Annotated in this window: 17 protein-coding genes; 9 read left to right on the top strand and 8 right to left on the bottom strand. The window is 65.3% G+C overall.

Going from position 1 to position 22453, the window contains the following annotated elements; genetic code table 11:
* Positions 1-74: 74 nt before the first annotated feature.
* The 4 genes from B8115_RS03910 to B8115_RS03895 are packed head-to-tail and all read right to left on the bottom strand — an operon-like array spanning position 75 to position 5837.
* A complete protein-coding gene (locus B8115_RS03910; protein WP_010626451.1) occupies positions 75-2954 on the bottom strand; it encodes an FAD-binding and (Fe-S)-binding domain-containing protein in 2880 nt (959 codons plus the stop codon).
* Positions 2951-3619 (bottom strand): lactate utilization protein C, encoded by a 669-nt coding sequence (locus tag B8115_RS03905; RefSeq protein WP_010626450.1) that lies wholly within the window; start codon positions 3617-3619, stop codon positions 2951-2953. Before B8115_RS03905 ends, B8115_RS03910 begins: the two co-directional genes overlap by 4 nt.
* The gene (locus B8115_RS03900; protein WP_010626449.1) at positions 3616-5085 is read right to left on the bottom strand and encodes a LutB/LldF family L-lactate oxidation iron-sulfur protein; all 1470 of its coding nucleotides are present in this window, start codon (positions 5083-5085) and stop codon (positions 3616-3618) included. Before B8115_RS03900 ends, B8115_RS03905 begins: the two co-directional genes overlap by 4 nt.
* On the bottom strand, positions 5082-5837 hold the full coding sequence (locus B8115_RS03895; protein WP_010626448.1) for a (Fe-S)-binding protein: 756 nt from the start codon (positions 5835-5837) through the stop codon (positions 5082-5084). The genes B8115_RS03900 and B8115_RS03895 overlap by 4 nt, the downstream gene beginning before the upstream one ends.
* 310 nt (positions 5838-6147) lie before the next feature.
* Between B8115_RS03895 and B8115_RS03890 the strand changes: the two genes are divergently transcribed.
* From B8115_RS03890 to B8115_RS03880, 3 genes are read left to right on the top strand one after another with little or no spacing between them, the layout of a single operon-like run.
* Entirely contained in the window at positions 6148-6915 is a 768-nt protein-coding gene (locus B8115_RS03890) for a GntR family transcriptional regulator (protein WP_010626447.1), read from the top strand.
* Positions 6916-6932: 17 nt separating this feature from the next.
* The gene (locus B8115_RS03885; protein WP_010626446.1) at positions 6933-8849 is read left to right on the top strand and encodes an ATP-binding protein; all 1917 of its coding nucleotides are present in this window, start codon (positions 6933-6935) and stop codon (positions 8847-8849) included.
* Positions 8842-10224, top strand: a complete 1383-nt coding sequence (locus B8115_RS03880; protein WP_010626445.1) for a sigma-54 dependent transcriptional regulator — start codon at positions 8842-8844, stop codon at positions 10222-10224. The genes B8115_RS03885 and B8115_RS03880 overlap by 8 nt, the downstream gene beginning before the upstream one ends.
* Here the strand turns inward: B8115_RS03880 and B8115_RS03875 are convergent.
* The 4 genes from B8115_RS03875 to B8115_RS03860 all read right to left on the bottom strand — a co-directional run bounded on the left by B8115_RS03875 (position 10200) and on the right by B8115_RS03860 (position 13489).
* Positions 10200-10871 (bottom strand): metal-dependent hydrolase, encoded by a 672-nt coding sequence (locus tag B8115_RS03875; protein ID WP_010626444.1) that lies wholly within the window; start codon positions 10869-10871, stop codon positions 10200-10202. The two genes, B8115_RS03880 and B8115_RS03875, sit on opposite strands and share 25 nt — an antisense overlap.
* Before the next feature lie 87 nt (positions 10872-10958).
* Entirely contained in the window at positions 10959-11549 is a 591-nt protein-coding gene (locus B8115_RS03870; RefSeq protein ID WP_010626443.1) for a LysE family translocator, read from the bottom strand.
* On the bottom strand, positions 11546-12106 hold the full coding sequence (locus tag B8115_RS03865; protein ID WP_010626442.1) for a gamma carbonic anhydrase family protein: 561 nt from the start codon (positions 12104-12106) through the stop codon (positions 11546-11548). The genes B8115_RS03870 and B8115_RS03865 overlap by 4 nt, the downstream gene beginning before the upstream one ends.
* Before the next feature lie 42 nt (positions 12107-12148).
* Entirely contained in the window at positions 12149-13489 is a 1341-nt protein-coding gene (locus tag B8115_RS03860; protein WP_010626441.1) for a sodium-dependent transporter, read from the bottom strand.
* A 157-nt stretch (positions 13490-13646) separates the two neighbouring features.
* Between B8115_RS03860 and prlC the strand changes: the two genes are divergently transcribed.
* The 6 genes from prlC (at position 13647) to B8115_RS03830 (ending at position 22327) form a co-directional block, all read left to right on the top strand.
* On the top strand, positions 13647-15698 hold the full coding sequence (prlC, locus tag B8115_RS03855; RefSeq protein ID WP_010626440.1) for an oligopeptidase A: 2052 nt from the start codon (positions 13647-13649) through the stop codon (positions 15696-15698).
* A 75-nt stretch (positions 15699-15773) separates the two neighbouring features.
* Positions 15774-16019, top strand: coding sequence for a YheV family putative zinc ribbon protein (locus B8115_RS03850; RefSeq protein WP_010626439.1), 246 nt, complete (start codon positions 15774-15776; stop codon positions 16017-16019).
* A gap of 2 nt (positions 16020-16021) precedes the next feature.
* On the top strand, positions 16022-17773 hold the full coding sequence (locus B8115_RS03845; RefSeq protein ID WP_051004593.1) for a Na/Pi cotransporter family protein: 1752 nt from the start codon (positions 16022-16024) through the stop codon (positions 17771-17773).
* A 198-nt stretch (positions 17774-17971) separates the two neighbouring features.
* Complete coding sequence (locus tag B8115_RS03840; protein ID WP_010626437.1) at positions 17972-18955, top strand: TAXI family TRAP transporter solute-binding subunit; 984 nt, start codon at positions 17972-17974, stop codon at positions 18953-18955.
* Between the two features lie 86 nt (positions 18956-19041).
* A complete protein-coding gene (locus B8115_RS03835) occupies positions 19042-21204 on the top strand; it encodes a TRAP transporter fused permease subunit (RefSeq protein ID WP_010626436.1) in 2163 nt (720 codons plus the stop codon).
* A gap of 76 nt (positions 21205-21280) precedes the next feature.
* Entirely contained in the window at positions 21281-22327 is a 1047-nt protein-coding gene (locus B8115_RS03830; protein ID WP_010626435.1) for a TAXI family TRAP transporter solute-binding subunit, read from the top strand.
* Positions 22328-22453: the final 126 nt, after the last annotated feature.

Here is a 22453-nt window from a genome sequence, read left to right as displayed (position 1 = left end):
ATGACATGACGCGGGCGAGCGAACTATCCACAGCCGCTCGCGGGCGAGGGCTGTGGATGGTTCGTGTGGACGGCTCAGGCCGTCTCGACCGCTTCTCTGCGCTCGCGGCTGGCCCGGTCGAGCAAGGACAGGATCGAACGATACGGGATGCCACCATGCAGCGACAGGCCGATCTCGCAGGTGCGCGAGTTGGAGTAACCCGCATCGCACTCCCCTACCTGCTCGGCAAGGCCCTTCAGGGCCGAGGCGTTGAGCTCCGGCGTGACAAGCCCCTTGTCCCCGGCAAAACCGCAACAGGTGATCTCGGCTGGTACTACCACTTCACGAGCACAGGCTCGCGCCAAGGTCACCATGCGCTCGCCCAGGCCCATATGAGTGCTCGAACAGGTCACGTGCACAGCTACACGCTCGTCGAGCTGAGTGACGTCGAGGCGTGGCAGCAGATGATCATGGGCAAAAGCCACCGGCTCTTGTACCGTCAAGCGCTCGTCCAGCCGCCCCTGCATATGCAGCACGCAGGGGCTGGTGTCGCTGAGGATCGGGTAGCGGCCATTTTGGCTGGCCATTAGCAGCTCGCGGTTGAGCTCGCGCGCCTTGTGCGTCGCCTCCTCGAACTGGCCCTTGGACTGAAATGCCATGCCACAGCAGAGATGCCCCGGCATCTCCGGCACGATCACCTCGAAGCCGGCCTTCTCCAGCAGCGAGAGGGTGATCTCCATGATCGAACGACCGCCGTCGCCATGGCCGGCGCCGAAGACACGGGTGGCGCAGGAAGGGAAGTAGACCACCTTGTCACGCACGCTATCGGCCGCGGGTTTGCGCTTGAGCACGCGAACCGGGGCCGCCTTGGGCAGGGTGGGTATCCACTGGGGTACCTTGCCGCCGCTGGCTCGGGTGATGGTGCCACTCACCTTGGAGAGACCCTTCTCGCCCAGCACGGCGCGCCCGGCACCAGCAAGGTTCAGCATGCCCCGTGCCAGCCGCGTGGTGCCGGAGAAATGGCGCCCCACCCGGCGCGCCATATTGGCATGCGGCGCCAACCGCTCGCGGCGCATCTCGCGAATCAGCTCGCCGGTGTTGATACCCACTGGGCACTGGGTGGCGCACAGGCCGTCGACGGCGCAGGTTTCGTCACCGGCGTAGCGGTAGTCATTGCGCAACCGCTCGAGCCGCTCGGCCTCTTCGCCGTCGAGGTTTTCGCCCAGCGCTTCGAGCCTGGCCATTTCACGGGCGGCGACGATGCGCTGCCGCGGTGTGAGCGTGAGATCCCGCGAGGGGCAGACATGCTCGCAGAAGCCACATTCGATGCACTTGTCGACGATGGGGTCGGCTGCCGGCAATGGCTTGAGATTCTCCAGGTGCAGAGTCGGATTGCGACTCAGGATGACATCGGGGTTGAGCAGGTTTTCCGGGTCGAACAGCGCCTTGATCTGCCACATCAGCGCGTAGGCCTCGGGGCCCCACTCCAGCTCGACGTAGGGCGCCATGTTGCGCCCGGTACCGTGCTCGGCCTTGAGCGAACCGCCGTACTCGACGCCGACCAGCTGTGCCACCTCGTCCATCAGCGCCTGATAGCGCTCCACCTCGCCGGGCTTCTCGAAGCCTTGAGGGAAGACGAAGTGCAGGTTGCCCTCCAGGGCGTGGCCGAACAGGATCGCCTCGGGATAGCCGTGGCGCTGGAAGGCCTCGGTGAGTGCCAGCACGCCCTCGTCGAGACGCTCGATGGGGAAGGCGACGTCCTCGATGATCACAGTAGTACCGGTGTCGCGCACCGCACCTACGGCGGGAAAGAGCCCCTTGCGGATCTTCCAGTAGAGCTCGTAGAGGCTCTTCTCTTGCGTGAAGGTGACCGGCTCCAGGGTGTGGATGCCCTCGAAGATGGCCTGCACCGCCTCGAGCCGTGCCTGAAGCTCCGCTTCGTCGTTGCCGCGCACGTCGATCAGCAGCGCCGCAGCCCCTTCGGGCAGATGCTTGAGCCCCTCGGGCATGCCCGGCTTGTTCTCCACCGAGCGCAGCGCAGCGCGATCCATCAGCTCCACCGCCGAGACCGGGGCCGGCTTGAGCGCGATGGTGGCGCGGCAGGTAGTGGCCATGTCGGGCAGGAAGACCAGCGCCGCGGCCTTGTGGGGCTCGTCAATGACGGTGTCGTAGGTGATCGTGCTGATGAAGCCGAGCGTGCCCTCGGAACCGATCATCAGGTGCTTGAGGATCTCGATGCCGTCGTCGAAGTCGACCAGGCTGTTGAGCGCGTAGCCAGTTGTGTTCTTGAGCCGGTACTTGTGGCGGATCTTTTCGGCCAGCGCCGCGTTGGCCCGGGTCTCGGCGGAGAGCCGCTCGAGCCCCTCGACGAGTTCGGCATGGCTGCGCCGGAACGCCTCGCGGCTGGCCGGGTCGGCGGTGTCCAGGCGGGTGCCGTCAGCCAGGATCACGCGCATGTCACGCACCGTGCGGTAGCTGTTCTGCGCCGTGCCGCAGCACATGCCCGAGGCATTGTTGGCGGCGATCCCGCCCACCATGCAGCTGTTGATGGAGGCCGGGTCGGGGCCGATCTTGCGCCCGAAGGGAGTCAGCAGTTGGTTGGCCCGGGCGCCGATGACACCGGGCTGCAGGCGGATGGCCCGGCCATTGTCGAGTATCTCGTGGCCGCGCCAGCCCTCGCGCAGTTGGATCAGCACCGAGTCGGTGACAGCCTGGCCCGAGAGCGAGGTGCCGGCGGCGCGGAAGGTGACCGGAAGCTCGCGCTGGCGGCAACCGGCGAGCACCGCCATCAGCTCATCCTCATCGGCGGGACGCACCACCAGCTTGGGAATGAGCCGGTAGAAGCTGGCGTCGGTGCCGTAGGTCAGGGTGCGCAGCGGATCGTCGATCAGCCGCTCGGCGGGCATGATCGCGAGCAGCTCCTGCTTGAGCGCCTGCCAGGCATCAGCAGCAGGCGCCTTCGTCGCGTCGTTCATGGGCGCTCCTCGGCGTGGCGCAGCAGCACCACCAACTCCCGCGGGCCGTGGACGCCATAGGCCAGGGTCTGTTCGATGTCGGCGGTCTTGCTCGGCCCCGAGATCAGCAACGCATTGGTAGGCATGTCGCCGGCCCAACCGTGGGCTTCGACCACGTCGAAGAAGGTATCTTCGATGGTGTCGGCATCGAGCACGGCGATGTGGATCGGCGGCACCAGGCTCAGCAGACGCGGCTCGTCGGGGGTCGGCCACAGCCATAGGCTGCCGGTCTCGGCGATGGCCCCGCGAGTGGAGGTCAGGCCGGCATCGGTGTCGTGGAACTGCTCGTGCCGCCAGGACTCGATATCGCGGTCGGCGTCGATCAGGGTGACTTCGCCTTCGGCCAGGGCGGCTCGCGCCTCGGTGGCGACGGGGTGCTCACGCCCCAGGGCCAGACGGCGAATGCCCTTGGCCGCGAGCACCTCGGCCAATGCAGCGGTCCAGCCACTACGGGACGTGTGGATCACCTCGCCATGCACCGAGGTGATCCAACGCTCGAAGCGGGCCAACCGCTCCTCTCGGCTCCAGCCGCGTCCGGTGACCACGGCGAAATCGCTCTGCGGCGCCGTCAGCGGGCCGTCGGTACGCTCACGCAGGCGTTTGAGAATGTTGTCGCGGGCACTCATGAACGCTTCTCCCCATCCTCATCGGCTTTTCCTGCCTGATGGCGCTTGGCCTTGTGCTGTTTAACCAAGGCATGCAGTGACTCCTTGGCCGGCTTGGGCGCGGTGCGGTATTCCGTCCACGGCCCCAGCTTCGAGGGCATCAGTGCCTGCAGCTTACCGGCAATGGCCGTACTGCTGCACCAGGCGCCGGGGTGAGTGGCCAGCCATTGAAAGCCCTTCCACGCCGCCACTTCTTTCTTCGTCCGCTTGACGCCGGCACCGGGCACGTTGCCGCGCCCCTCACCCACCGCCTCGCGACGCAGGCGCACCAGCAGGTCGGGAATCGGAATCTTGACCGGACACACCTCGCCACAGGCGCCGCACAGGCTCGACGCGGTGGGCAGGTCCTTGGTCGCCTCCAGGCCCATCATGTGTGGCATCAGAATGCTGCCGATGGGGCCGGGATAGGTGGTGCCGTAGGTATGCCCGCCGACCCGGGTGTATACGGGGCAGTGGTTCATGCAGGCACCGCAGCGAATGCAGCGCAGGGTGTCGAGCAGCTCGTCGTCCTGATAGATGCTGGAGCGACCGCTGTCGACAAGCACCAGATGGACTTCATTCGGCCCATCGTGCTCGCCGGGCTTGCGCGGCGAGCTGATCATGTTGAAGTAGGTGGTGACGTGCTGACCGGTGGCCGAACGGGTCAGCAGCGCATAGAGCGGCGGCACGTCGCGCAGGTGCTCGACCACCTTCTCGATACCGGTCACGGCGATGTGCACCGGCGGCACGGCGGTGGTCATGCGGCCGTTGCCCTCGTTCTCCACCAGGCACAGGGTGCCGGTCTCGGCCACGGCAAAGTTGACCCCCGAGACGCCCACGTCAGCAGCCATGAAGCGCTCGCGCAGTTGAGCCCGCGCGGCGGCGGTCATGTAGTCGACGTCACGGGTGCGCTCGGTGCCGGTCTTGGCATGCATGATGTCGGAGATCTCATCGGTATTGAGATGGATCGCCGGCATGATGATGTGTGAAGGCGTCTGCTCGTTGAGCTGCACCAGGTATTCGCCGAGATCGGACTCCAGCGCCTCGATGCCCGCCTCCTCCAGGTGGGCATTGAGGTGCATCTCCTCGGAGACCATCGACTTGCCCTTGATCACCGCCTTCGCCCCGTGGCGCTGGCAGATCTCGCGGATGATGCGACACGCCTCGTCGCCGTTCTCGGCCCAGTGCACCTGAATGCCGTTGGCCTGACAGTTGGCCTCGAGCCGTTCGAGCAGGTCGGGCAGCTTGGCCAATGCACGCAGGCGGATGTTGGCGCCGAGTTCGCGCAGGGTCTCGAGATCCCAGTCGCTGAAGACGTCGCGGCGCTTGGACATCAGGCCATCCATCGCCTTGCGAAAGTTGGCGCGTATCTGAGGATTGCCCAGGGCATCGTGGGCCTGGCGATGGAACTCGCGGGGAGTGAACGTCTGTACTTCGGAAGCGCTCATGAGGTCCTCCGCCACAGGTAGCTGGCGATGTGCTCACCGGAAACCGCCTTGCCCTGATGCTCGAAGCGCCCGGCAATATTCATCAGGCAACCGCAGTCCGAGGTAATGAAGCGCTTCGCCCCGGTCGCCTCGATGGCCTGGGTCTTGTCTTCCACCATGGCCGCGGAGACCTCCGGGTGGCGCACGGCGAAGGTACCGCCAAAACCGCAGCACTCGGTGGCACGAGCCTGCTCCACCAGTTCGACCTGCCCCATGCGGGCGAGCAGCGCGGGCCCGGTTTCCCCCAGCCCCATCTCGCGCCGGGCGCTACACGAGGTATGCATGGCCACTTTTTCCGGCTGCCCGCGATCCTCGAGCCTGAGCTGACACACATGCAGCAGGAACTCGGTGAGCTCATAGATGCGCCCAGCCACCTCGTTGGCCCGAGCCTCGTGCTCGGTGCCAGCGAAGAGCTGCGGATAGTGGGTGCGCATCATGCCTCCACAGGAGCCCGAGGGAATGACGATCGGCCAGGGCTCGGGAAAGAGATCGAGCTGTGCCGTCGCCACCGCACGCGCCTCTTCATGATAACCGGAAGTGTAGGCCGGCTGGCCGCAGCAGGTCTGCGCCTGGGGGTAAACCACCTCGACCCCTTCACGCTCGAGCAGACGGATACCGTCCATTCCTGCTTCGGGGTAAAAGAGGTCGATCAAGCAGGTGCCGAAGAAGTAGGCCTTCTCCGGCTTGGGTGGGTACAGCTTGACTGGCGTCATGAGGCTCCCTCACTGTCGGCCTGTGGGCAGTGGCGGTCTTGCGGATTGTTGGAATCACGCCAAGAAAAATTGGTAAAACCAATTTACCTGACTGAGGTCGTTGAACCTTAGGGGGCACTACTGACAGTGTCAACGACAAGGCCTTCCTTAATCGCTTTACTGGCATAGACTTTGGTCTACAACGCAACTAAAGAACTGTCGATGTCAGTGGACCTTTTGCGCAAAGTGCAAAAGCGGATTGCAAGACAGCGAGATTAGCGCCAATATTGGTAAGACCAATTAAAGCCGAAAGGCTCCAGGATAGCCTCGCATGACCTACCACAACGTACGCCAACCACGACTGGCAGATGTCATCACCGAACGGCTCGAAGCGATGATACTCGAAGGCAGCCTCAAGCCCGGCCAGCGCCTGCCCCCCGAGCGGGAACTGGCCGAGCGTTTTGGCGTCTCGCGTCCTTCGCTGCGCGAGGCGATTCAGAAGCTGGCCACCCGAGGATTGCTGACCAGCCGTCAGGGCGGCGGTACCTTCGTGACGCGCGAGCTCAACAGCGGTTACAGCGACCCATTGCTGGACATGCTGGCCAGGCATCAGGAGTTTCACCTCGATCTGCTCGAGTTCCGCGACGCCATGGAAGGCATTTCGGCTTACTATGCGGCGCTGCGCTCCACCCCGGCCGACCGCGCCATGCTGATCAAGCGCTTCGAGGAGCTGGAGGCATGCTTTGCCGGCCGCAACCCCGAACTCGAGGCCAAGGCAGATGCCGCCTTCCACCTGGCCATTGCCGAGGCGGCGCATAACGTGCTGCTGCTGCACACCATTCGTGGCATCTTCCACCTGCTGGAAAAGAGCATCGTAGACAATCTGGCCCACCTATTCGAGAAGCCCCAGTCGCGTCCCATGCTGATGAAGCAGCACCGCGCCCTGCTCGACGCCATTCTCGAAGGCCGTGCCGAGGACGCCCGAGCGCGCTCCCACGAACACCTCGTCTTCGTCGAGGAGGAGCTACTGGAAATGGAGCGTGCCGAAACCCGCGCCCAGCGGGCTCTGCGACGCGCCCAGGCACTACCGGAAGTCTAGCTGCAGGTAATGATCGAGTGAAAGGTCCCCATCGACCACCCCGCCTGTCGGTACCGCTACGCCGGCTGCTGCTGTTGCTGCTGCCGCTCGGACTCGTGCTGGTCACCTGGCAGGCCTCCCAGGTAGCGCGCGAACAGGCCCTGCAGACCCTGGTACGGGAAGCCGAGAACGAACTGCGCCTCTCGGCCGCCGGGCTGGAGGGGCATCTGACCCGCCATGACTACCTTCCGCAGCTGCTCTCCTCACGCGAGATGATCAAGCGCTTTCTCAGCGGACACGGCGAGCAGAACCCGATGCCGCTCAACCGGCTGCTCGACCAGTTCCGCGCCATTGCCAACGTCTCCGACGTCTACCTGCTCGATCGTCATGGCACGACGCTGGCCGCCAGCAATTGGCATATGGAGAACACCTTCATAGGCCACAACTACTCCTTTCGCAGCTATTACACCGACGCGATAGAGGGCGGTCGCGGCCGCTTCTTCGGTCTGGGCACCCAGTCACTCGAGCGCGGCTACTACTTCTCCGCTCCCGTCTGGCTGGACGAAACGACCCCGGACGCGCGTCCGGATGGCGTCATGGTCATCAAGGTCCTGCTCGATGAAGTCGAGGAGAGCTGGGCTGAGCAGGATGCCGAACTGCTGGTCACCGATCAGGACAACATCATCTTCATGGCCAGCCGTCCCGAGCTTCGCATGGCGGCGCTGCTGCCCCTCACGGAAACAGAGCGTCAGAACTTGCTGGCTGCCCGACGCTACGCCGACGAACCCCTGTCGCCCTCGGGCATCGATGTCTACGAGCAGCGTCCCGATGGCAGCCGACTGGTGAGATTCGACACCGGCCCGCTGGCGGAAGAGAGCTACCTGGGGCTGTCCCGCCACTTGGAAGCCTATGACTGGGACATGCATATCCTCAAGCCCCTGGGCAGCGTCTATCAGGCGCAGTGGCTTGCCGCCGCACTGGCTGGCGGCCTGTATGGCGTCGTGGTGCTGGCAGGCGGCATAGGCTGGCAGCGCTGGCGCCTGCGCCGTGAGCGCGAACTATTTGCCGAGCGTGAACGCCGCACCCTGGCCCAGGCGCGCGACGAGCTGGAGCGCAACGTCGAGCTGCGCACCCACGATCTGATGGAAACCAACCGTCTGCTTTCCGACGAGATCGAGGAGCGGCGGCGCGCCGAGGAGAATCTTCGCCAGACCCGCGACGAGCTGATCCAGGCAGCCAAGCTCGCCGTGCTGGGCCAGTTGGCGGCTGGTATCAATCATGAACTCAACCAGCCGTTGGCCGCCATTCGCGCCTATGCCGAGAATGCCCGCACCTTTCTCGAGCGCCAGCGGCTGGAGGCTGCCGATGCCAACCTGGCCCAGGTCGTCGAGCTGACCGAGCGCATGGCCGAAATCAGCGCCCAACTGCGACAGTTCTCACGCAAGAGCGGCAGCTCGCTGACAGCGGTATCGGTTCAGGCCTGCTTCCGATACGCTCTGCGGCTCTATCAGAATCGGCTGCACGACGTCGAGGTCGTGCGGGACTGGGGCGATGAGGTTTGGGTCCATGCCGATCTGGTGCGTCTCGAACAGGTACTGGTCAACCTGATCGGCAATGCGCTCCAGGCGATGGCGGAAACGCCCGAGCCCACTCTCATTCTCAGCGTCGAGGTCGAGGCAGAGCGGGTATCCATCGGCGTCAGCGATTCGGGCCCCGGCATTCCCGAAGCGCATCTGGCACGGATCTTCGAGCCCTTCTTCACTACCAAGTCGCCGGGCAGCGGGCTGGGGCTGGGACTTTCCATATCGGCGCGTATCATCAGGGATCTGGGCGGCAACATCGATGCCGGCAACGTACCTGGCGCCGGGGCACGCTTCACCATTACTCTGCCCCGAATGGAGAAACCCGACGACGCTCAGCCATCGCCAATCCAGGAGCAGCAATCCCATGCATGACCCGGCGCCCATACCGGTACTGATCATCGATGACGAACCCCACCTGCGCATCACCGCCGGCCAGACCTTGGAGCTGGCCGGCTACCAGCCACAGTCCTACGCCAGCGCCGAGAGCGCCCTGAAGACTCTCACCCCCGACTTCCCCGGTGTGATCGTCAGCGACATCCGCATGCCGGGCATGGATGGCATGGCACTGCTGCGCGAGGTACGGCTACGCGACCCGGACCTGCCGGTCATCCTGATTACCGGTCACGGCGACATCTCCACCGCCGTGGAAGCCATGCGCGAAGGCGCCTGGGACTTTCTGGAGAAGCCGTTTGCCGGCGAACGCCTGGTCGAGATGGTGCGTCGCGGCATCGACAAGCGTCGTCTTAGCCTGGAAAACCGCCAGCTCAAGGCCGAACTGGAAGCCCAACAGGCCGCCCCCGGGCCGCGCCTGGTGGGCAGAACACCGGCGATTCAGCGACTCGCCTCCATGGTACAGCGCATTGCTCAGGTGGAAACCGACGTCCTGCTGTTCGGCGAAACGGGTACCGGCAAGGACCTGGTGGCCCGTGCCATCCACGAACGCAGCCCCCGCGGCGGGCACCCCTTCGTGGCCATCAACTGCGGCGCCGTGCCCGAAAGCATCATCGAATCGGAGCTGTTCGGCCATGAGAAGGGCGCTTTCACCGGCGCCGTGGAACGACGCATCGGCAAGTTCGAGCATGCCAACGGCGGTACGGTCTTTCTCGACGAGATCGAGTCCATGCCGCTGGCCCTGCAGGTCAAGCTGCTGCGCGTGCTGCAGGAGCGCTGTATCGAACGCCTCGGCGCCAACGAACACGTCCCTCTCGACATTCGCGTCATCGCCGCCACCAAGGTCGACCTGAAACTCGCCGCCGAGGCCGGCGAGTTCCGCGAGGACCTCTACTACCGCCTCAACGTGGTCACCCTGCCGCTCCCGCCCCTGCGTGAACGGCGCGAGGACATTCCCCTGTTGTTCCAGCACTTCGCCGTGGTCGCTTCCAACCGCAGCGGTCTGGAAGCGCCACCGCTGGGCACCAGCGGCGTGTCGACGCTGATGGCCCACGACTGGCCGGGTAACGTGCGCGAGCTGCGCAACCTGGCCGAACGCTATGTGCTGCTCGGCTCGGCCTTCGACTACCGGCTCGACATGCTGCTGGAGGGCGTCGAATCGGACGTTGCCGAGCTGGCCCTGCCGCAGCAGGTGGAGCTGTTCGAGAAGAGCCTGATCAGCCAGTCGCTGGTCAGCCATCGCGGCAGGATCACCGAGGTCTGCGAACACCTCGGACTGCCGCGCAAGACCCTCTACGACAAGCTGCGCAAGTACGGCCTCAAGGCCGAGGACTATCGCCACAAGGTCGCTCCCTGAGCCAGCAGCTCCAGCAGTACTGACCAGGCCGGCAGCCATGGCAGCAACGCCACACCGGCCATCAGCATAGCCAACGAGTTGCCCGGAGACTTGATGTCGAGGGGCTTGAGTGCCGTGCCGAAGGAGCGCTTGATGCGCGCCCCGGTGAGATCGACGCTGTAGATTTCATCCAGCGCCAGATGGATGACGAAGCCGAGGCAGACGGCAACGCCGTGCACCCATGCCAGCCGGGGCGGCTGGACGAACAGCTGGTGGCTCACCACTGCCGCCGCCAACCCGCACAGAACGGCAGCCAGCAGCGAATGCCAGATGCCCCGGTGCACGGTAAAGCGGCTGAATACGCCACCGGCAACATGGCGCACCGTGAGATAGAGCAAACCGCACACCACCAGCAAGTAGCCCGGGGCCAGATGCGCCTGCAACAGCACCGCTCCCAACACCACGCTGGGCACCGCCAGCAGATTGAAGATCAGGCGAATCGCCTTGGAACTGTCGGCATCGATGTCGGGCAGAATACCCCCGAAGCTCACCAGCCCGAACACGACCCCGCCCTGCCAAAGCTCCCACAGCCCTACCTGCCAACCGCCATGGGCCAATACGGCGCCGCCGGCGGCGGCCACGCCAAGGTGGGTGCGAAAATCGGCCATGCCGGGACGAGCCCTCTACTGGATAAAAAGCCAGATTATCGCTTGCCAGCGCAACCGAAGACAATGCCGACCGAGCGCCGGCTTGTCTCAGTGCAGCGTGCTCCACCCCAGAGAGAGGGAAAAACCGGCCAGTACCACAGCGGCACCGCGCTGGATGACAAAGGGCGATAGCCACGTCAGACGACCGCTGGCCACGGCGGTGCCGAACGCGATCCAGAACGCGGCTATCGGTATCAGCAGCAGGCTGAAGAGCAGCGCGGGCAGTACGAACTCGACGGGCCCGCGGAAAGCGCTTTGAGGGAAGATCGCGGCGGCGAACAGCAATGCCTTGGGGTTGAGCAGCGTGGCCAGGAACAGCCCCGAGTGGCTCACCACGGCCTTGGCGGCCACCTCCATGTCAGTGGCACTGCGCCACATGCGCAACGCCAGGTAAGCGATATAGAGCGCACTGGCAATGCGCAGTGTCACCGTCAGCCACTCCCACCGCTCCCCCAGGCTGCCCAGCACGCTGCCCCACAGGGCGATCGCCAGCAGGTAGCCGGCCAATTCGGCAGGAATCAGGCTCACCGATGCACGCATACCGCGCTGGCTGCCCGAGGCCGCCAGCAGGGTATTGGTGGGCCCGGGAGTGATCAGCAGGCCGATGACCGCTGCCATGAACCCCAAGGTTTCCGTCATGTCGCAGTCGCTCCTGCTTCAGCCAGGTAGTGGTCCTTGAGCTTGACGTAGTTGCCGGCGGTATAGGGAAAGAACTGCCGCTCGCTCTCCTTCAGCGGACGCAACGCCTTGGCCGGGTTACCGGCGTAGACATGACCGCTCTCGAGGCGCTTGCCCGGGGTCACCACGGCACCGGCGGCGATGATCACCTCGTCTTCGACCACGGCGCCGTCCATCACGATGGCCCCCATGCCCACCAGGATGCGATTGCCCAGCGTGCAGCCGTGCAGGATCGCCTTGTGACCGATGGTGACGTCGTCGCCGATGGTGAGCGGGAATCCGCCCGGGTTGAAATCGCTGGCGTGGGTGATGTGCAGCACGCTGCCATCCTGCACGCTGGTACGCGCGCCGATGCGAATACGGTGCATGTCGCCACGGATCACCGCCATGGGCCACACCGAGCAGTCGTCGCCCAGCACCACGTCACCCAGCACCACGCAGGCCGGATCCACGTAGACCCGCGCGCCCAGAGTGGGGCGCTTGCCCTGCCAGCTGCGCAGGGGATCGTTGACGCTCATGCAAACCTCCAGCCCGGCTTATGCGCCGGTCACATCGAATGGTTACAGCAGCCCGGCCGCCAGTACCACGACCGTCAGGGGAATCGAGATCCAGCGTAACACCGTTAGCCACAATACAAAGCTGGGCGCAGTCACACCAAGCGCCGCCTGTGCATCGCCTCGCGGCATCACCCAGGCGGCAAAGATGGCGATCAGCAGCCCACCCACCGGCAGGAAGATCTCGGTGGGAATGGTGGTCATCAGGTCGAAGGCGTTCATCCCGAACAGCGGCCGCCATTCGGCCAGGGCGGAGAACGACAGCACCGACAGCAGACCAAGCAGCCACACGGCGATGCCGACCGCCGCAGTGGCCTTGCCACGACCGAACCCCAGCCCCTGCAGCGTGGCCACCATCGGCTCGGCCAGATTGATCGACGAGGTCCAGGTCGCCAGCAACAGCAGCAGGAAGAACACGCTGAGCCACAGCGCCCCCCAGGGCAGCTCGGCAAAGGCAATAGGCAGGGTGACGAACATCAGGCCGGGCCCCTCGCCGGGGTCCAATCCCTGAGAGAATACCACCGAGAAGATGGCGATACCGGCCAGCAGCGCCACGCTCACGTCCAGCACCGCCACGGCAGCGGCGGCGCGCGGTAGGCTCTGGCGCTCCGGCATGTAGGCGCCATATGCCATCAGCGCGCAGGCCCCCACCGCCAGGGTGAAGAAGGCATGACCCATGGCATGCAGCACCACCAGTGGTGTGATAGCCGAGAAGTCCGGCATGAACAGCCATGCCAGCGCCGGGCCGAAACCGTCGGTGGTGGCGGCATAGAGCGCCAACAGCACCAGCAGCAGATACAGCAGCGGCATCAGCAGGTTGTTGAGCCGCTCCAGCCCCTTGGCCACGCCGGCCGCCACCACGGTCATGGTCATGAACAGGAACAGCGTGTGATTGAAGGTCATGCGCAGCGGGTCGGCGAGGAAGGCCTCGAAGCCGGCGCCGACCTCGGCCGCACTCAGCCCCACGAAACCGCCGTTCACCGCAGTGACGAAGAACTCGATGGACCAGCCCGACACCACCGAGTAGAACGACAGGATGCAAAAGACGGTAAAGGCACCGAACAACCCCAGCAGCCGCCAGTGAGGGCTGGCTCCGGCCTGCCCGGCCAGATAACCCAGCGCCTGCATCGGCGCGCGCCGGCCGGCCCGGCCGATCATGATCTCGGCCATCATCACGGGTAACCCCAGCAGCAGCACGAAGGCGATGTAGAGCACCAGGAAGGCAGCCCCACCGTTTTCGCCGGTGATGTAGGGAAAACGCCAGATGTTGCCCAGGCCCACGGCTGCGCCGGTCACCGCCAGGATGAAGGCGCGCCGCGTGCTCCAGCGCTCCAGGGTTGCATTCATGCCGTTGCCTCGACTTTCGTGGAGGCGCAAGCCTATCAGGCCGACACTCCGCGACCAATCCCCGGCGGGATTGAAACCCGTGACACCTGGCCGCATCTAATCGCTATTCTGCTCCCATATCCACTACGCTCTCATATCCACTACGCCCGAGGTGCGCATGTCCCACAACCCCCTGCTTGAATCCCACGAGCTGCCCCCTTTCGCCGAGATCAAGCCGGAGCACGTGGTACCGGCCATCGACAAGCTGCTGGCCGACAGTCGCGCCGACATCGAGGCGCTGGTCGAACGCGCCGAGCAGGAGACGCCCAGTTGGGACAGCCTGGCCGCACCGCTCGAGGCACTCAACGACCGGCTGTCGCGGGCCTGGTCGCCGGTAAAGCACCTCAACGGCACCATGAACTCGCCGGCCCTGCGCGAGGCCCATCAGGCCTGTCTGGGCAAGCTTTCGGATTACAGCACCTGGCTGGGCCAGCACGAGGGGCTGTTCCGTGCCTGGCAGGCCCTCAAGGAGGGGCCCGCCTGGGCCGAGCTGGACGAGGCGCAGCGCCGCAGCGTCGACAATGCCCTGCGCGACTTCCGCCTTGCCGGTGTCGATCTGCCGCCGGCCCAGCAGCAGCGCTACGGCAAAATCACATCGCGCCTGTCGGAGCTTTCCAACACTTTCTCCAACCAGCTGCTCGACGCCACTCAGGCCTGGCACAAGGACATCGACGATGCAGCCAGGCTGGTCGGCCTGCCCGAGAGCGGCCTGGCGACGCTTGCCGCCAACGCCGAGGCCAAGGGGGCGAAGGGCTATCGCATCACCCTCGACTTTCCAAGCTTCTATCCGGTGCTGACCTTCGCCGACGACCGCGAGCTGCGCCGTGAGGTGTACACCGCCTTCGTTACCCGCGCTTCGGACCAGGGCCCCAACGCCGGCGAGTACGACAACGCCCCGATCATCGAGGAGACGCTGCGCCTGCGCCGTGAACTGGCCGAGCTGCTGGGTTTCGCCAGCTACGCCGACTATTCGCTGGCCACCAAGATGGCCGAATCGCCACGCCAGGTGCTCGATTTCCTGGAGGATCTGGCCCGCCGAGCGGTGCCCCAGGCACGGGAGGAGTTCGCCGAACTCGAAGCCTACGCCCGCGATACCCTGGGCCTGACCGAGCTCGCTCCCTGGGACATCGGCTACGTCAGCGAGAAGCTGCGCGAAGCGCGCCATGCCATCTCCCAGGAGCAGCTGCGCCCCTACTTTCCCGCCCCCCGGGTCGTGGATGGGCTGTTCCAGGTGGTGGAACGGCTCTACGGCGTCACCGTCGAGGAAGACTTGCAAGCCCCCCGCTACCACCCCGAGGTGCACTATTTCCGCATTCTCGAGCAGGGCGAGCCGATTGCCGGCTTCTATCTCGACCTCTACGCCCGCGAGGGCAAGCGCGGCGGCGCCTGGATGGACGAGTGCCGGGTGCGCCGCTGCCGGGAAGATGGCGGACTGCAACTGCCCGTCGCCTACCTGACCTGCAACTTCACCCGCCCGGTGGGCGACCGGCCGGCCCTGCTCACCCATGACGAGGTCACCACCCTGTTCCATGAATTCGGCCATGGCCTCCACCACATGCTGACCCGGCAGACGGTGGCCGACGTTTCCGGCATCAACGGCGTGGCGTGGGATGCGGTGGAACTGCCCAGCCAGTTCATGGAGAACTACTGCTGGGAACGTGAAGGGCTCGATCTGATTGCCGGTCATGTCGACAGCGGCGAGGCACTGCCCGCCGAACTGCTGGAGCGCCTGCAGGCGGCCAAGAACTTCCAGTCGGCGATGGGTCTGGTGCGCCAGCTCGAATTCTCGCTGTTCGATCTGCGCCTCCATCATGAGCTGACCGCCCCTACGGCAGCCGAGGTGCAGGCGCTGCTCGACGAAGTGCGCAACGCCGTGTCGGTTGTGCCCAAGGCCGACTTCAACCGCTTCCAGAACGGCTTCAGCCATATCTTCGCCGGCGGCTATGCGGCGGGATACTACAGCTACAAATGGGCCGAAGTGCTCTCTGCCGACGCCTGGAGCGCCTTCGAGGAGGCCGGCATCTTCGATGCCGAGACCGGCCAGCGCTTCCGCAGCGAAATCCTCGAACAGGGTGGCGCTCGCGACGCCGCGGCGCTGTTCCGCGCCTTCCGCGGTCGCGAGCCCAGCGTCGAGCCACTGCTGCGTCACAGCGGCATTCGCGCCGCCTGACAGCGCAGGCACGGCACGCTATCGTAGCCACACCGCCGCCGGCGCTGCCGGCGGCTCTTTGCTCATGGAGGCAACATGGCCGTTCAGAAACGCTTCATCGCCGGCGCCGTCTGCCCCCGCTGTGCCGAGATGGACAAGATCCGCACCTGGGAGCAGAGCGGCGTGCGCTATCGCGACTGCGTCAACTGCGATTTCTTCGAACAGGCGCCCATCGAAGAAGAGACGGCGGCCGAGCTCGAGACCCGCGTCAATCGCGAGCGTGAGGAGCAGCGCCGCAATACCATCCAGACGGTGAGAATTCTCGACCCCGGGAGACGTTGAGCGTGGCGGAGGCGACCGACGCCGCCGGGTCGCGGTCGAGCAGTCGGCGACGCCTGGAGTTGCTCGGTCTGGCAGCCGCCGGCGCGCTGCTGCTGTCACGCCCCGACCTCGCCACGCTGGCCGCCGGTCTGGGGCTGTTCCTGTGGGGCATGAGCCTTCTGGAAGAGGCCATCAAACGGCTCTCCGGTGGCACTCTCGACCGCTGGCTGTACGCCGCCACGCGCCACCCCGGGCGTGCCATTGGCGTCGGCGCCCTGGCCACCGCCCTGGTCCAGTCCAGTTCGCTCATCACCCTGCTGGCGATGTCCTTCGTCAGCGCCGGCCTGGTCGCCCTGCCCGGCGCCATCGCTCTGCTGTTCGGCGCCAACCTCGGAACGACCACCGGGGCCTGGCTGATCGCCACGTTCGGCCTGCGCTTCGACCTGGCCCACTATGCCATGCCGCTGCTCGCCCTCGGCCTGCTCGGCCGTTACCGCCTCAGCGGCCCGCTGGCCGGTATCGCCGGGTTGCTGCTGGGCATCGGCCTGCTGTTCCTCGGTATCGACTTCATGAAGCTCGGCTTCGAGGCCTGGCAGGATGGCCTGCGGCTGGACGGCCTGGCCGGCGACCGGCTGTGGCACTGGCCGCTGTTCGTGGCAATCGGCATCGTCGCCACCGTGGTCATGCAGTCGAGCCATGCGACGCTGCTGCTCACCCTGACGGCCCTGGCCTCGGGGCAACTGCCCTACCTGCCGGCGCTGGCCATCGCCATCGGCGCCAACATCGGTACCACGGTCACCGCCGTGCTGGGCGCGCTTTCCGCCGGCGTCGCGGCACGCCGTCTGGCCGGTGCGCATGTAATCTTCAATCTGGTCACCGCCGCGGTCGCCCTGGTGCTGCTGGTACCACTGGCCTGGCTGGTGGATGTCCTTGCCGAACTGGTGGGACTGGCGGAAACGGCCTGGCCGCTCAAGCTGGCCCTGTTCCACACTCTATTCAACCTGCTCGGCATCGTGCTGATGCTGCCCTGGATCCCGCAGTTGGCCAGCCTGCTCGAGCGCCGTTTTCCCGAGCCCGCCCGACTGCCGCCGTCGCAGGCACGCTACCTCGACAGCTCCGCCCTCAATCATGCGGATACCGCCGCTGCCGCCATGGAGCAGGAGTGTCGGCGCCTCGACCGGCGTGCCTACCATCTGCTGTGCAGCGCCATCCTGCTGCCCAGTGCCGAGGTGATCGGCCACCCACCGCAGCGCCAAGCGGTGGCGGCCCGCATCGACCCCGACGCCTGGCCAGGCATCGATGCCCGCTATCAGGAGCGAATCAAACCGCTGCTCACCGAGATTCTGGAATTCCAGGCACGCCTCGACGTACCGCTGACAGACGCTCAGCAGGCGAGGCTGGACGAGCTGCAGGAACGTTCGCTGCGCATGGTGGAAGCAGTACGCCTCGGCGAGGTGCTGCAGCGTAGCCTTCTGCGCCATGCCGCGCCGGCCAGCCCGCTGCGTGAAGCCCACGACGATCTGCGCCTGGCCATTGCCACCGGCCTCAACCGGCTCGCCGAGGAGAAGGAGGCCGCCACCATCGCCGCGCCCGTCGAAGAAGTGCGCCGTCACTGGCAGCATGAGCTGGCCAAGCGGTTGCGGGAACATCGCCTCGATCCATGGCTCGCCTCGTCGTTGATGAACGACCTGCACCAGGCTGGCCGACTGATCGCAACGCTCACCGAAACGTTCTGCGCCACCCAGCGTGCGGATATCCACACACATATTACGTAACTAGTGCGAAATCCCAGCCAGATCTCATTTTCTCCATCTCGACTTTCGTCGAATGCAAAAAAAGTAATGTCTTGTTTTTACAAGCACTACCCCTGCATGGCGCAGCAATTGCCTATACTCATGTGCGTTACAACGTATTTCATAAGGACCCACTTCAGGTGGGCTCCAATAACGACAAAGGCAAATCGGAGTACTCCAATGCGCTATACCGCCTCCAAACTGATCGCCACCTCCGTGCTCGGTGCGGCTCTGGTCGCCGCCGGCGCCCAGGCCGACGACCGCAGCGACTGGCCCCGTAGCCTGACCGTGGGCACCGCCAGCCAGGGTGGCACCTACTACATCTACGGCTCCGGCTGGGCCAACATGGTCGGCGACGCCCTTGGCGTTTCCTTCGGCGCCGAAGTGACCGGCGGCCCCGTACAGAACGCCACTCTGGTACAAATGGGTGAGCACGACTTCGGCATGGTGACCATGGGTCCGGCCTACGAGGCGTGGACCGGCAACAGCGAACTTGCCCCGGGCGTCGAGCACACCGACATTCGCGCCGTATTCCCGATGTACCAGACCACCCTGCAGATCGTTGCCATGTCCGGCTCGGGCATCAGCTCCGTTGCCGACCTGGACGGCAAGACCGTGGGCGTCGGCCCGGCGGGCGGTACTTCGGACATGTACTATCCGCAGCTGTTCGAGAAGCTCGGCCTCAACGTCAGCACCCGCAACGGCGGTGCTGCCGACCAGGCAGGCCAGTTGCAGGACGGCCTGATCGACGCCTTCGCCTTCGCCGCGGGCGTGCCGATCTCAGCCTTCAACCAGCTCGAAGCCCAAGCCAACGTCAACATCTTCTCCTTCTCCGAGGAAGAGATGGAGCAGTTCCTGGGCGACTTCCCTGAGCTGAGCCCGGCCAGCATCCCGGCTTCCGTCTACAACAGCCTGGACGAAGACCTGCCGGCCGTTTCGATCTGGAACTTCGCCATCACCCATAAGGACATGCCGGAATCTCTGGTCTATGAAGTGACCAAGACCGTGATGGAAAACAACGACCGCATGGTCCAGATCCATGGTGCCGCCAGCGAGACGGTGGCCGAGAACTTCGAGTTCAACACCTTCCTGCCCTGGCATCCGGGTGCCGTACGCTGGTTCGAAGAGAACGGCTACGAGATCCCGGAGGATCTGCGCGGTTGATCTATACGCGCATCGACGCCGGCCTTCGGGCCGGCGTCAACGCCTTAGCCCTCTAAGGCAACTGTAACCCCTCAAGGCATCCCGGCATGACCCACGAAACCCAACCCGAACAAGCCGCCTCGAAGATCGGCACCGAAGGTGTCTCCGACATCCCGATCGCCCATAACGAGCGCGTGCTTTCCGGCCTGCTCGGCCAGACGGTATTTGCCGCCTGTGTCCTCTTTACGGCCATGCATCTCTATGCACTCAACGTCTCACCCATCGAGACCTGGGCGTTTCGCATCATTCACGTGGCCGGTGGCCTGGCCGTAGGCTTCGCCATCACCGCCGCCTATACTCTGGACCGCAGCCCGGGCGAAAGGCACATAGCCAAGGTCGAGTGGTTAGCCATGATTCCGGCCATAGCCGCCATCGTCTATGCCGCCTTCGCCATCGGTTATGCCTGGTTCATCCGGGAAACCCAGGGCACGCCCCCTGCCGGCTGGGTGCTGGTGCACATGAGCTGGGCACTGACGATCGCCACCGGCATCGCCATGATCAGCAGCTGGATCTGGCGCAGCTCGAGCCGCTCCGTCCATTGGGCCGACGCCGTCCTGATCGTCGCTTCGATCATCGTCGCCGCCTACCTGCTGTTCGTGCTGCAGCGCTGGCGCATGGCCGCCGGCACACCGTTTGCCGGACAGACCGAGTTCCTCGTCTCGGCCGTCGGGGTGGCCCTGATCATGGAACTCACCCGCCGCGTAGCGGGGCTGGCGCTGATCCTCATCACCGCCGTGTTCCTGGTCTATGCCTTTGCCGGCCCTTACTTGCCCGGCCTGCTGGAACACCGCGGCTACTCGCCGCAGCGCTTCTTCACCTATCTGTATACCGACAACGGTATCCTCGGCGCGACCACCGCGGTCTCGTCCACCTACATCATTCTGTTCATCACCTTCGCCGCCTTCCTGCAGGCCTCCCGCGTGGGTGACTATTTCGTCAACTTCGCCTTCGCCGCCGCCGGTCGCGCGCGTGGCGGCCCGGCCAAGGTGGCAGTATTCGCTTCCGGCCTGATGGGCATGATCAACGGCACCTCTGCCGGCAACGTCGTGGCGACCGGCTCGCTGACCATTCCGCTGATGAAGAAGGTGGGCTACCACCCGCGCAGCGCTGGCGGCATCGAAGCCGCAGCTTCCACCGGTGGCCAGATCGTACCGCCGATCATGGGCGCGGGCGCCTTCATCATGGCCGAGATCACCGGTATCCCCTATACCGAAATCGCCATTGCCGCACTGATTCCGGCCGCCCTGTACTTCCTCTCCATCTACCTGATGGTGGACCTGGAAGCCCGCCGCGGCGGCATGCAGGGTCTGCCCAAGGACCAACTGCCGGTATTCCGCAAGATGGTCAAACAGGTCTACCTGTTCCTGCCCATCATCATCCTGATCGGCACCCTGTTCATGGGCTACTCGGTGATTCGTGCCGGTACCCTGGCGATGGTCAGCGCCGCCGTGGTGTCCTGGTTCACGCCCCACTGGATGGGCCCCAAGGCGCTGCTCAACGCCCTCTCGCTGGGCGCGCGCATGGCCATTCCGCTGATCGCGGTGTGTGCCTGTGCCGGTATCATCGTCGGCGTCATCGCCCTGACCGGCGTCGGTGCCCGCTTCGCCTCCATGCTGCTGGGGATCGCCGATGCCAGCCATCTGCTGGCACTGTTCTTCGCCATGTGCATCTCGATCCTGCTCGGCATGGGCATGCCCACCACGGCGGCCTACGCGGTAGCCGCTTCGGTGGTGGCGCCGGGCCTGCAGCAGATCGGCATTCCGCCGCTGGTGGCGCACTTCTTCGTGTTCTACTACGCGGTACTCTCGGCCATCACCCCGCCGGTGGCACTGGCCGGTTATGCCGCCGCCGCCATCTCGGGAACCGATCCGCTGAAGACGGCCGTGACCTCCTTCAAGTTCGGTCTGGCCGCATTCATCGTGCCCTTCATGTTCTTCTACAGCCCGGCGCTGCTGATGGACGGCACCTGGATGCAGATCCTGCGCGTGGCCCTCACCGCGGGTGTGGGGATCTACCTGCTGGCCGCCTCGGTGCAGGGCTGGTTCCTCAACGGTGGCGTCAACTTCGTGCAGCGCGTGATGCTGCTGGCCGCCGCGCTGTCGATGATCGCCGGTGGCTGGATGACCGACCTGCTCGGCGTCGGCATCGGCGGGCTGGTGTTCATGTGGCAGGCTGCCGCATTGAAGGCCAAGCCCAAGGCCCTGACCTGATCCGAGATCGGGCGCAAGCCAAGGTGGCCTCGGCCACCTTGGCTTCACCGCCCACCTCACCGACAGGAGACACACCATGAGCACTGGACGGTTCCCCACGCTGTATCCGCTAGTCGCTTCCTGCGCCCTGCTGTTCGGGAGCGCCCCCACCCTGGCCGATGAACGGGCCGATTGGCCGACGGAAGTCCTGTTGGGCACTGCCTCCCTCGGTGGCACCTATCAGGTTTATGGCGACGGTCTGGTGACCCGCCTCATCGACGAACTCGGCATTGACGCCGTCTCCCAGGCGACCGGCGGGCCCTATCACAACATGACGCTGGTCCATACCGGCGAGGCGGAGCTGGGCCTAGTCACCTTGGGCCCGGCCCGCGAACTCTGGGACGGCGAGGCCGAATTCGCCCCCGGCGAGGAGATGCGCGACGTGCGCGCGCTCTTCCCCATGTACCAGACCCCCTTCCATGTGGTGACGCTGGCCGGCTCGGGCATCGAGAGCATCGCCGATCTGAGCGGCAAGCGAGTCGGGGTCGGCCCCATGGGCGGTACCTGCGCCGCCTATTGGCCGCAGTTTCTGGATGCACTGGGCGTCGAGGACGTGCATCTGCAGTATGCCGATGCCAACCATCTGGCCGACTACCTGACCTCTCGGCTGAGTGACGCCTTCGCCTTCTGCGCCGGCCTGCCGATCAGAGCCTTCGAGCGTCTCGAGCGGCGTCGTGACGTGCACATGTTCGGCCTGACGGAGCAAGAGCAGAGCACCCTGCTGGACGCCTTCCCGGTGTCGGCCTTCGAGATTCCCGCCGATACCTATGCCTCGATGGATGCCCCCCACGCTTCGGTGTCGTTCTGGAATTTCGCCATCGGCCACAAGGACCTGCCGGAAAGCTTCGTCTACGAATTGATGAAGCTGGTGCTGGACCACCCCGACGCCATGATGGAGATCCACCCCGCCGCCATCGAAACCCGGGCGGAGCACCTCGACAAGAATGGCGTGATCTGGTTCCACCCCGGGGCGGTACGCTACTACGAGGAGCAAGGCCTCGAAGTGCCGGTCGAAATGCTGCCACCCGAAATGCGCCCGGACGAGGATGCAGACGACGAAGACGCCAGCGACACGGACGACTGACGCCATACCTCCTGACACCCAATCTCACTGACACCCAATGAAGCGGCCCCGCCAGATGGCGGGGCCGAGTCGTTCAAGGGCCGAGTCGTTCAAGAGCTATGTCATTTAAGGGCTAGGAAGCGCAAG

Source organism: Halomonas sp. KM-1 (assembly GCF_000246875.1).
In the GTDB taxonomy this organism is placed as follows: domain Bacteria; phylum Pseudomonadota; class Gammaproteobacteria; order Pseudomonadales; family Halomonadaceae; genus Halomonas; species Halomonas aerodenitrificans.
This window is presented reverse-complemented; position numbering and strand designations above follow the sequence as displayed.

Excerpts from the sequence above, each read along its gene's own strand:
- B8115_RS03870 (WP_010626443.1), bottom strand. The coding sequence starts at position 11,549 with ATGACGGAAACCTTGGGGTTCATGGCAGCGGTCATCGGCCTGCTGATC.
- B8115_RS03875 (WP_010626444.1), bottom strand. The coding sequence starts at position 10,871 with ATGGCCGATTTTCGCACCCACCTTGGCGTGGCCGCCGCCGGCGGCGCC.
- B8115_RS03880 (WP_010626445.1), top strand. The coding sequence starts at position 8,842 with ATGCATGACCCGGCGCCCATACCGGTACTGATCATCGATGACGAACCC.
- B8115_RS03900 (WP_010626449.1), bottom strand. The coding sequence starts at position 5,085 with ATGAGCGCTTCCGAAGTACAGACGTTCACTCCCCGCGAGTTCCATCGC.
- B8115_RS03865 (WP_010626442.1), bottom strand. The coding sequence starts at position 12,106 with ATGAGCGTCAACGATCCCCTGCGCAGCTGGCAGGGCAAGCGCCCCACT.
- prlC (WP_010626440.1), top strand. The coding sequence starts at position 13,647 with ATGTCCCACAACCCCCTGCTTGAATCCCACGAGCTGCCCCCTTTCGCC.
- B8115_RS03890 (WP_010626447.1), top strand. The coding sequence starts at position 6,148 with ATGACCTACCACAACGTACGCCAACCACGACTGGCAGATGTCATCACC.
- B8115_RS03905 (WP_010626450.1), bottom strand. The coding sequence starts at position 3,619 with ATGAGTGCCCGCGACAACATTCTCAAACGCCTGCGTGAGCGTACCGAC.
- B8115_RS03910 (WP_010626451.1), bottom strand. The coding sequence starts at position 2,954 with ATGAACGACGCGACGAAGGCGCCTGCTGCTGATGCCTGGCAGGCGCTC.
- B8115_RS03835 (WP_010626436.1), top strand. The coding sequence starts at position 19,042 with ATGACCCACGAAACCCAACCCGAACAAGCCGCCTCGAAGATCGGCACC.
- B8115_RS03895 (WP_010626448.1), bottom strand. The coding sequence starts at position 5,837 with ATGACGCCAGTCAAGCTGTACCCACCCAAGCCGGAGAAGGCCTACTTC.
- B8115_RS03830 (WP_010626435.1), top strand. The coding sequence starts at position 21,281 with ATGAGCACTGGACGGTTCCCCACGCTGTATCCGCTAGTCGCTTCCTGC.
- B8115_RS03840 (WP_010626437.1), top strand. The coding sequence starts at position 17,972 with ATGCGCTATACCGCCTCCAAACTGATCGCCACCTCCGTGCTCGGTGCG.
- B8115_RS03860 (WP_010626441.1), bottom strand. The coding sequence starts at position 13,489 with ATGAATGCAACCCTGGAGCGCTGGAGCACGCGGCGCGCCTTCATCCTG.
- B8115_RS03850 (WP_010626439.1), top strand. The coding sequence starts at position 15,774 with ATGGCCGTTCAGAAACGCTTCATCGCCGGCGCCGTCTGCCCCCGCTGT.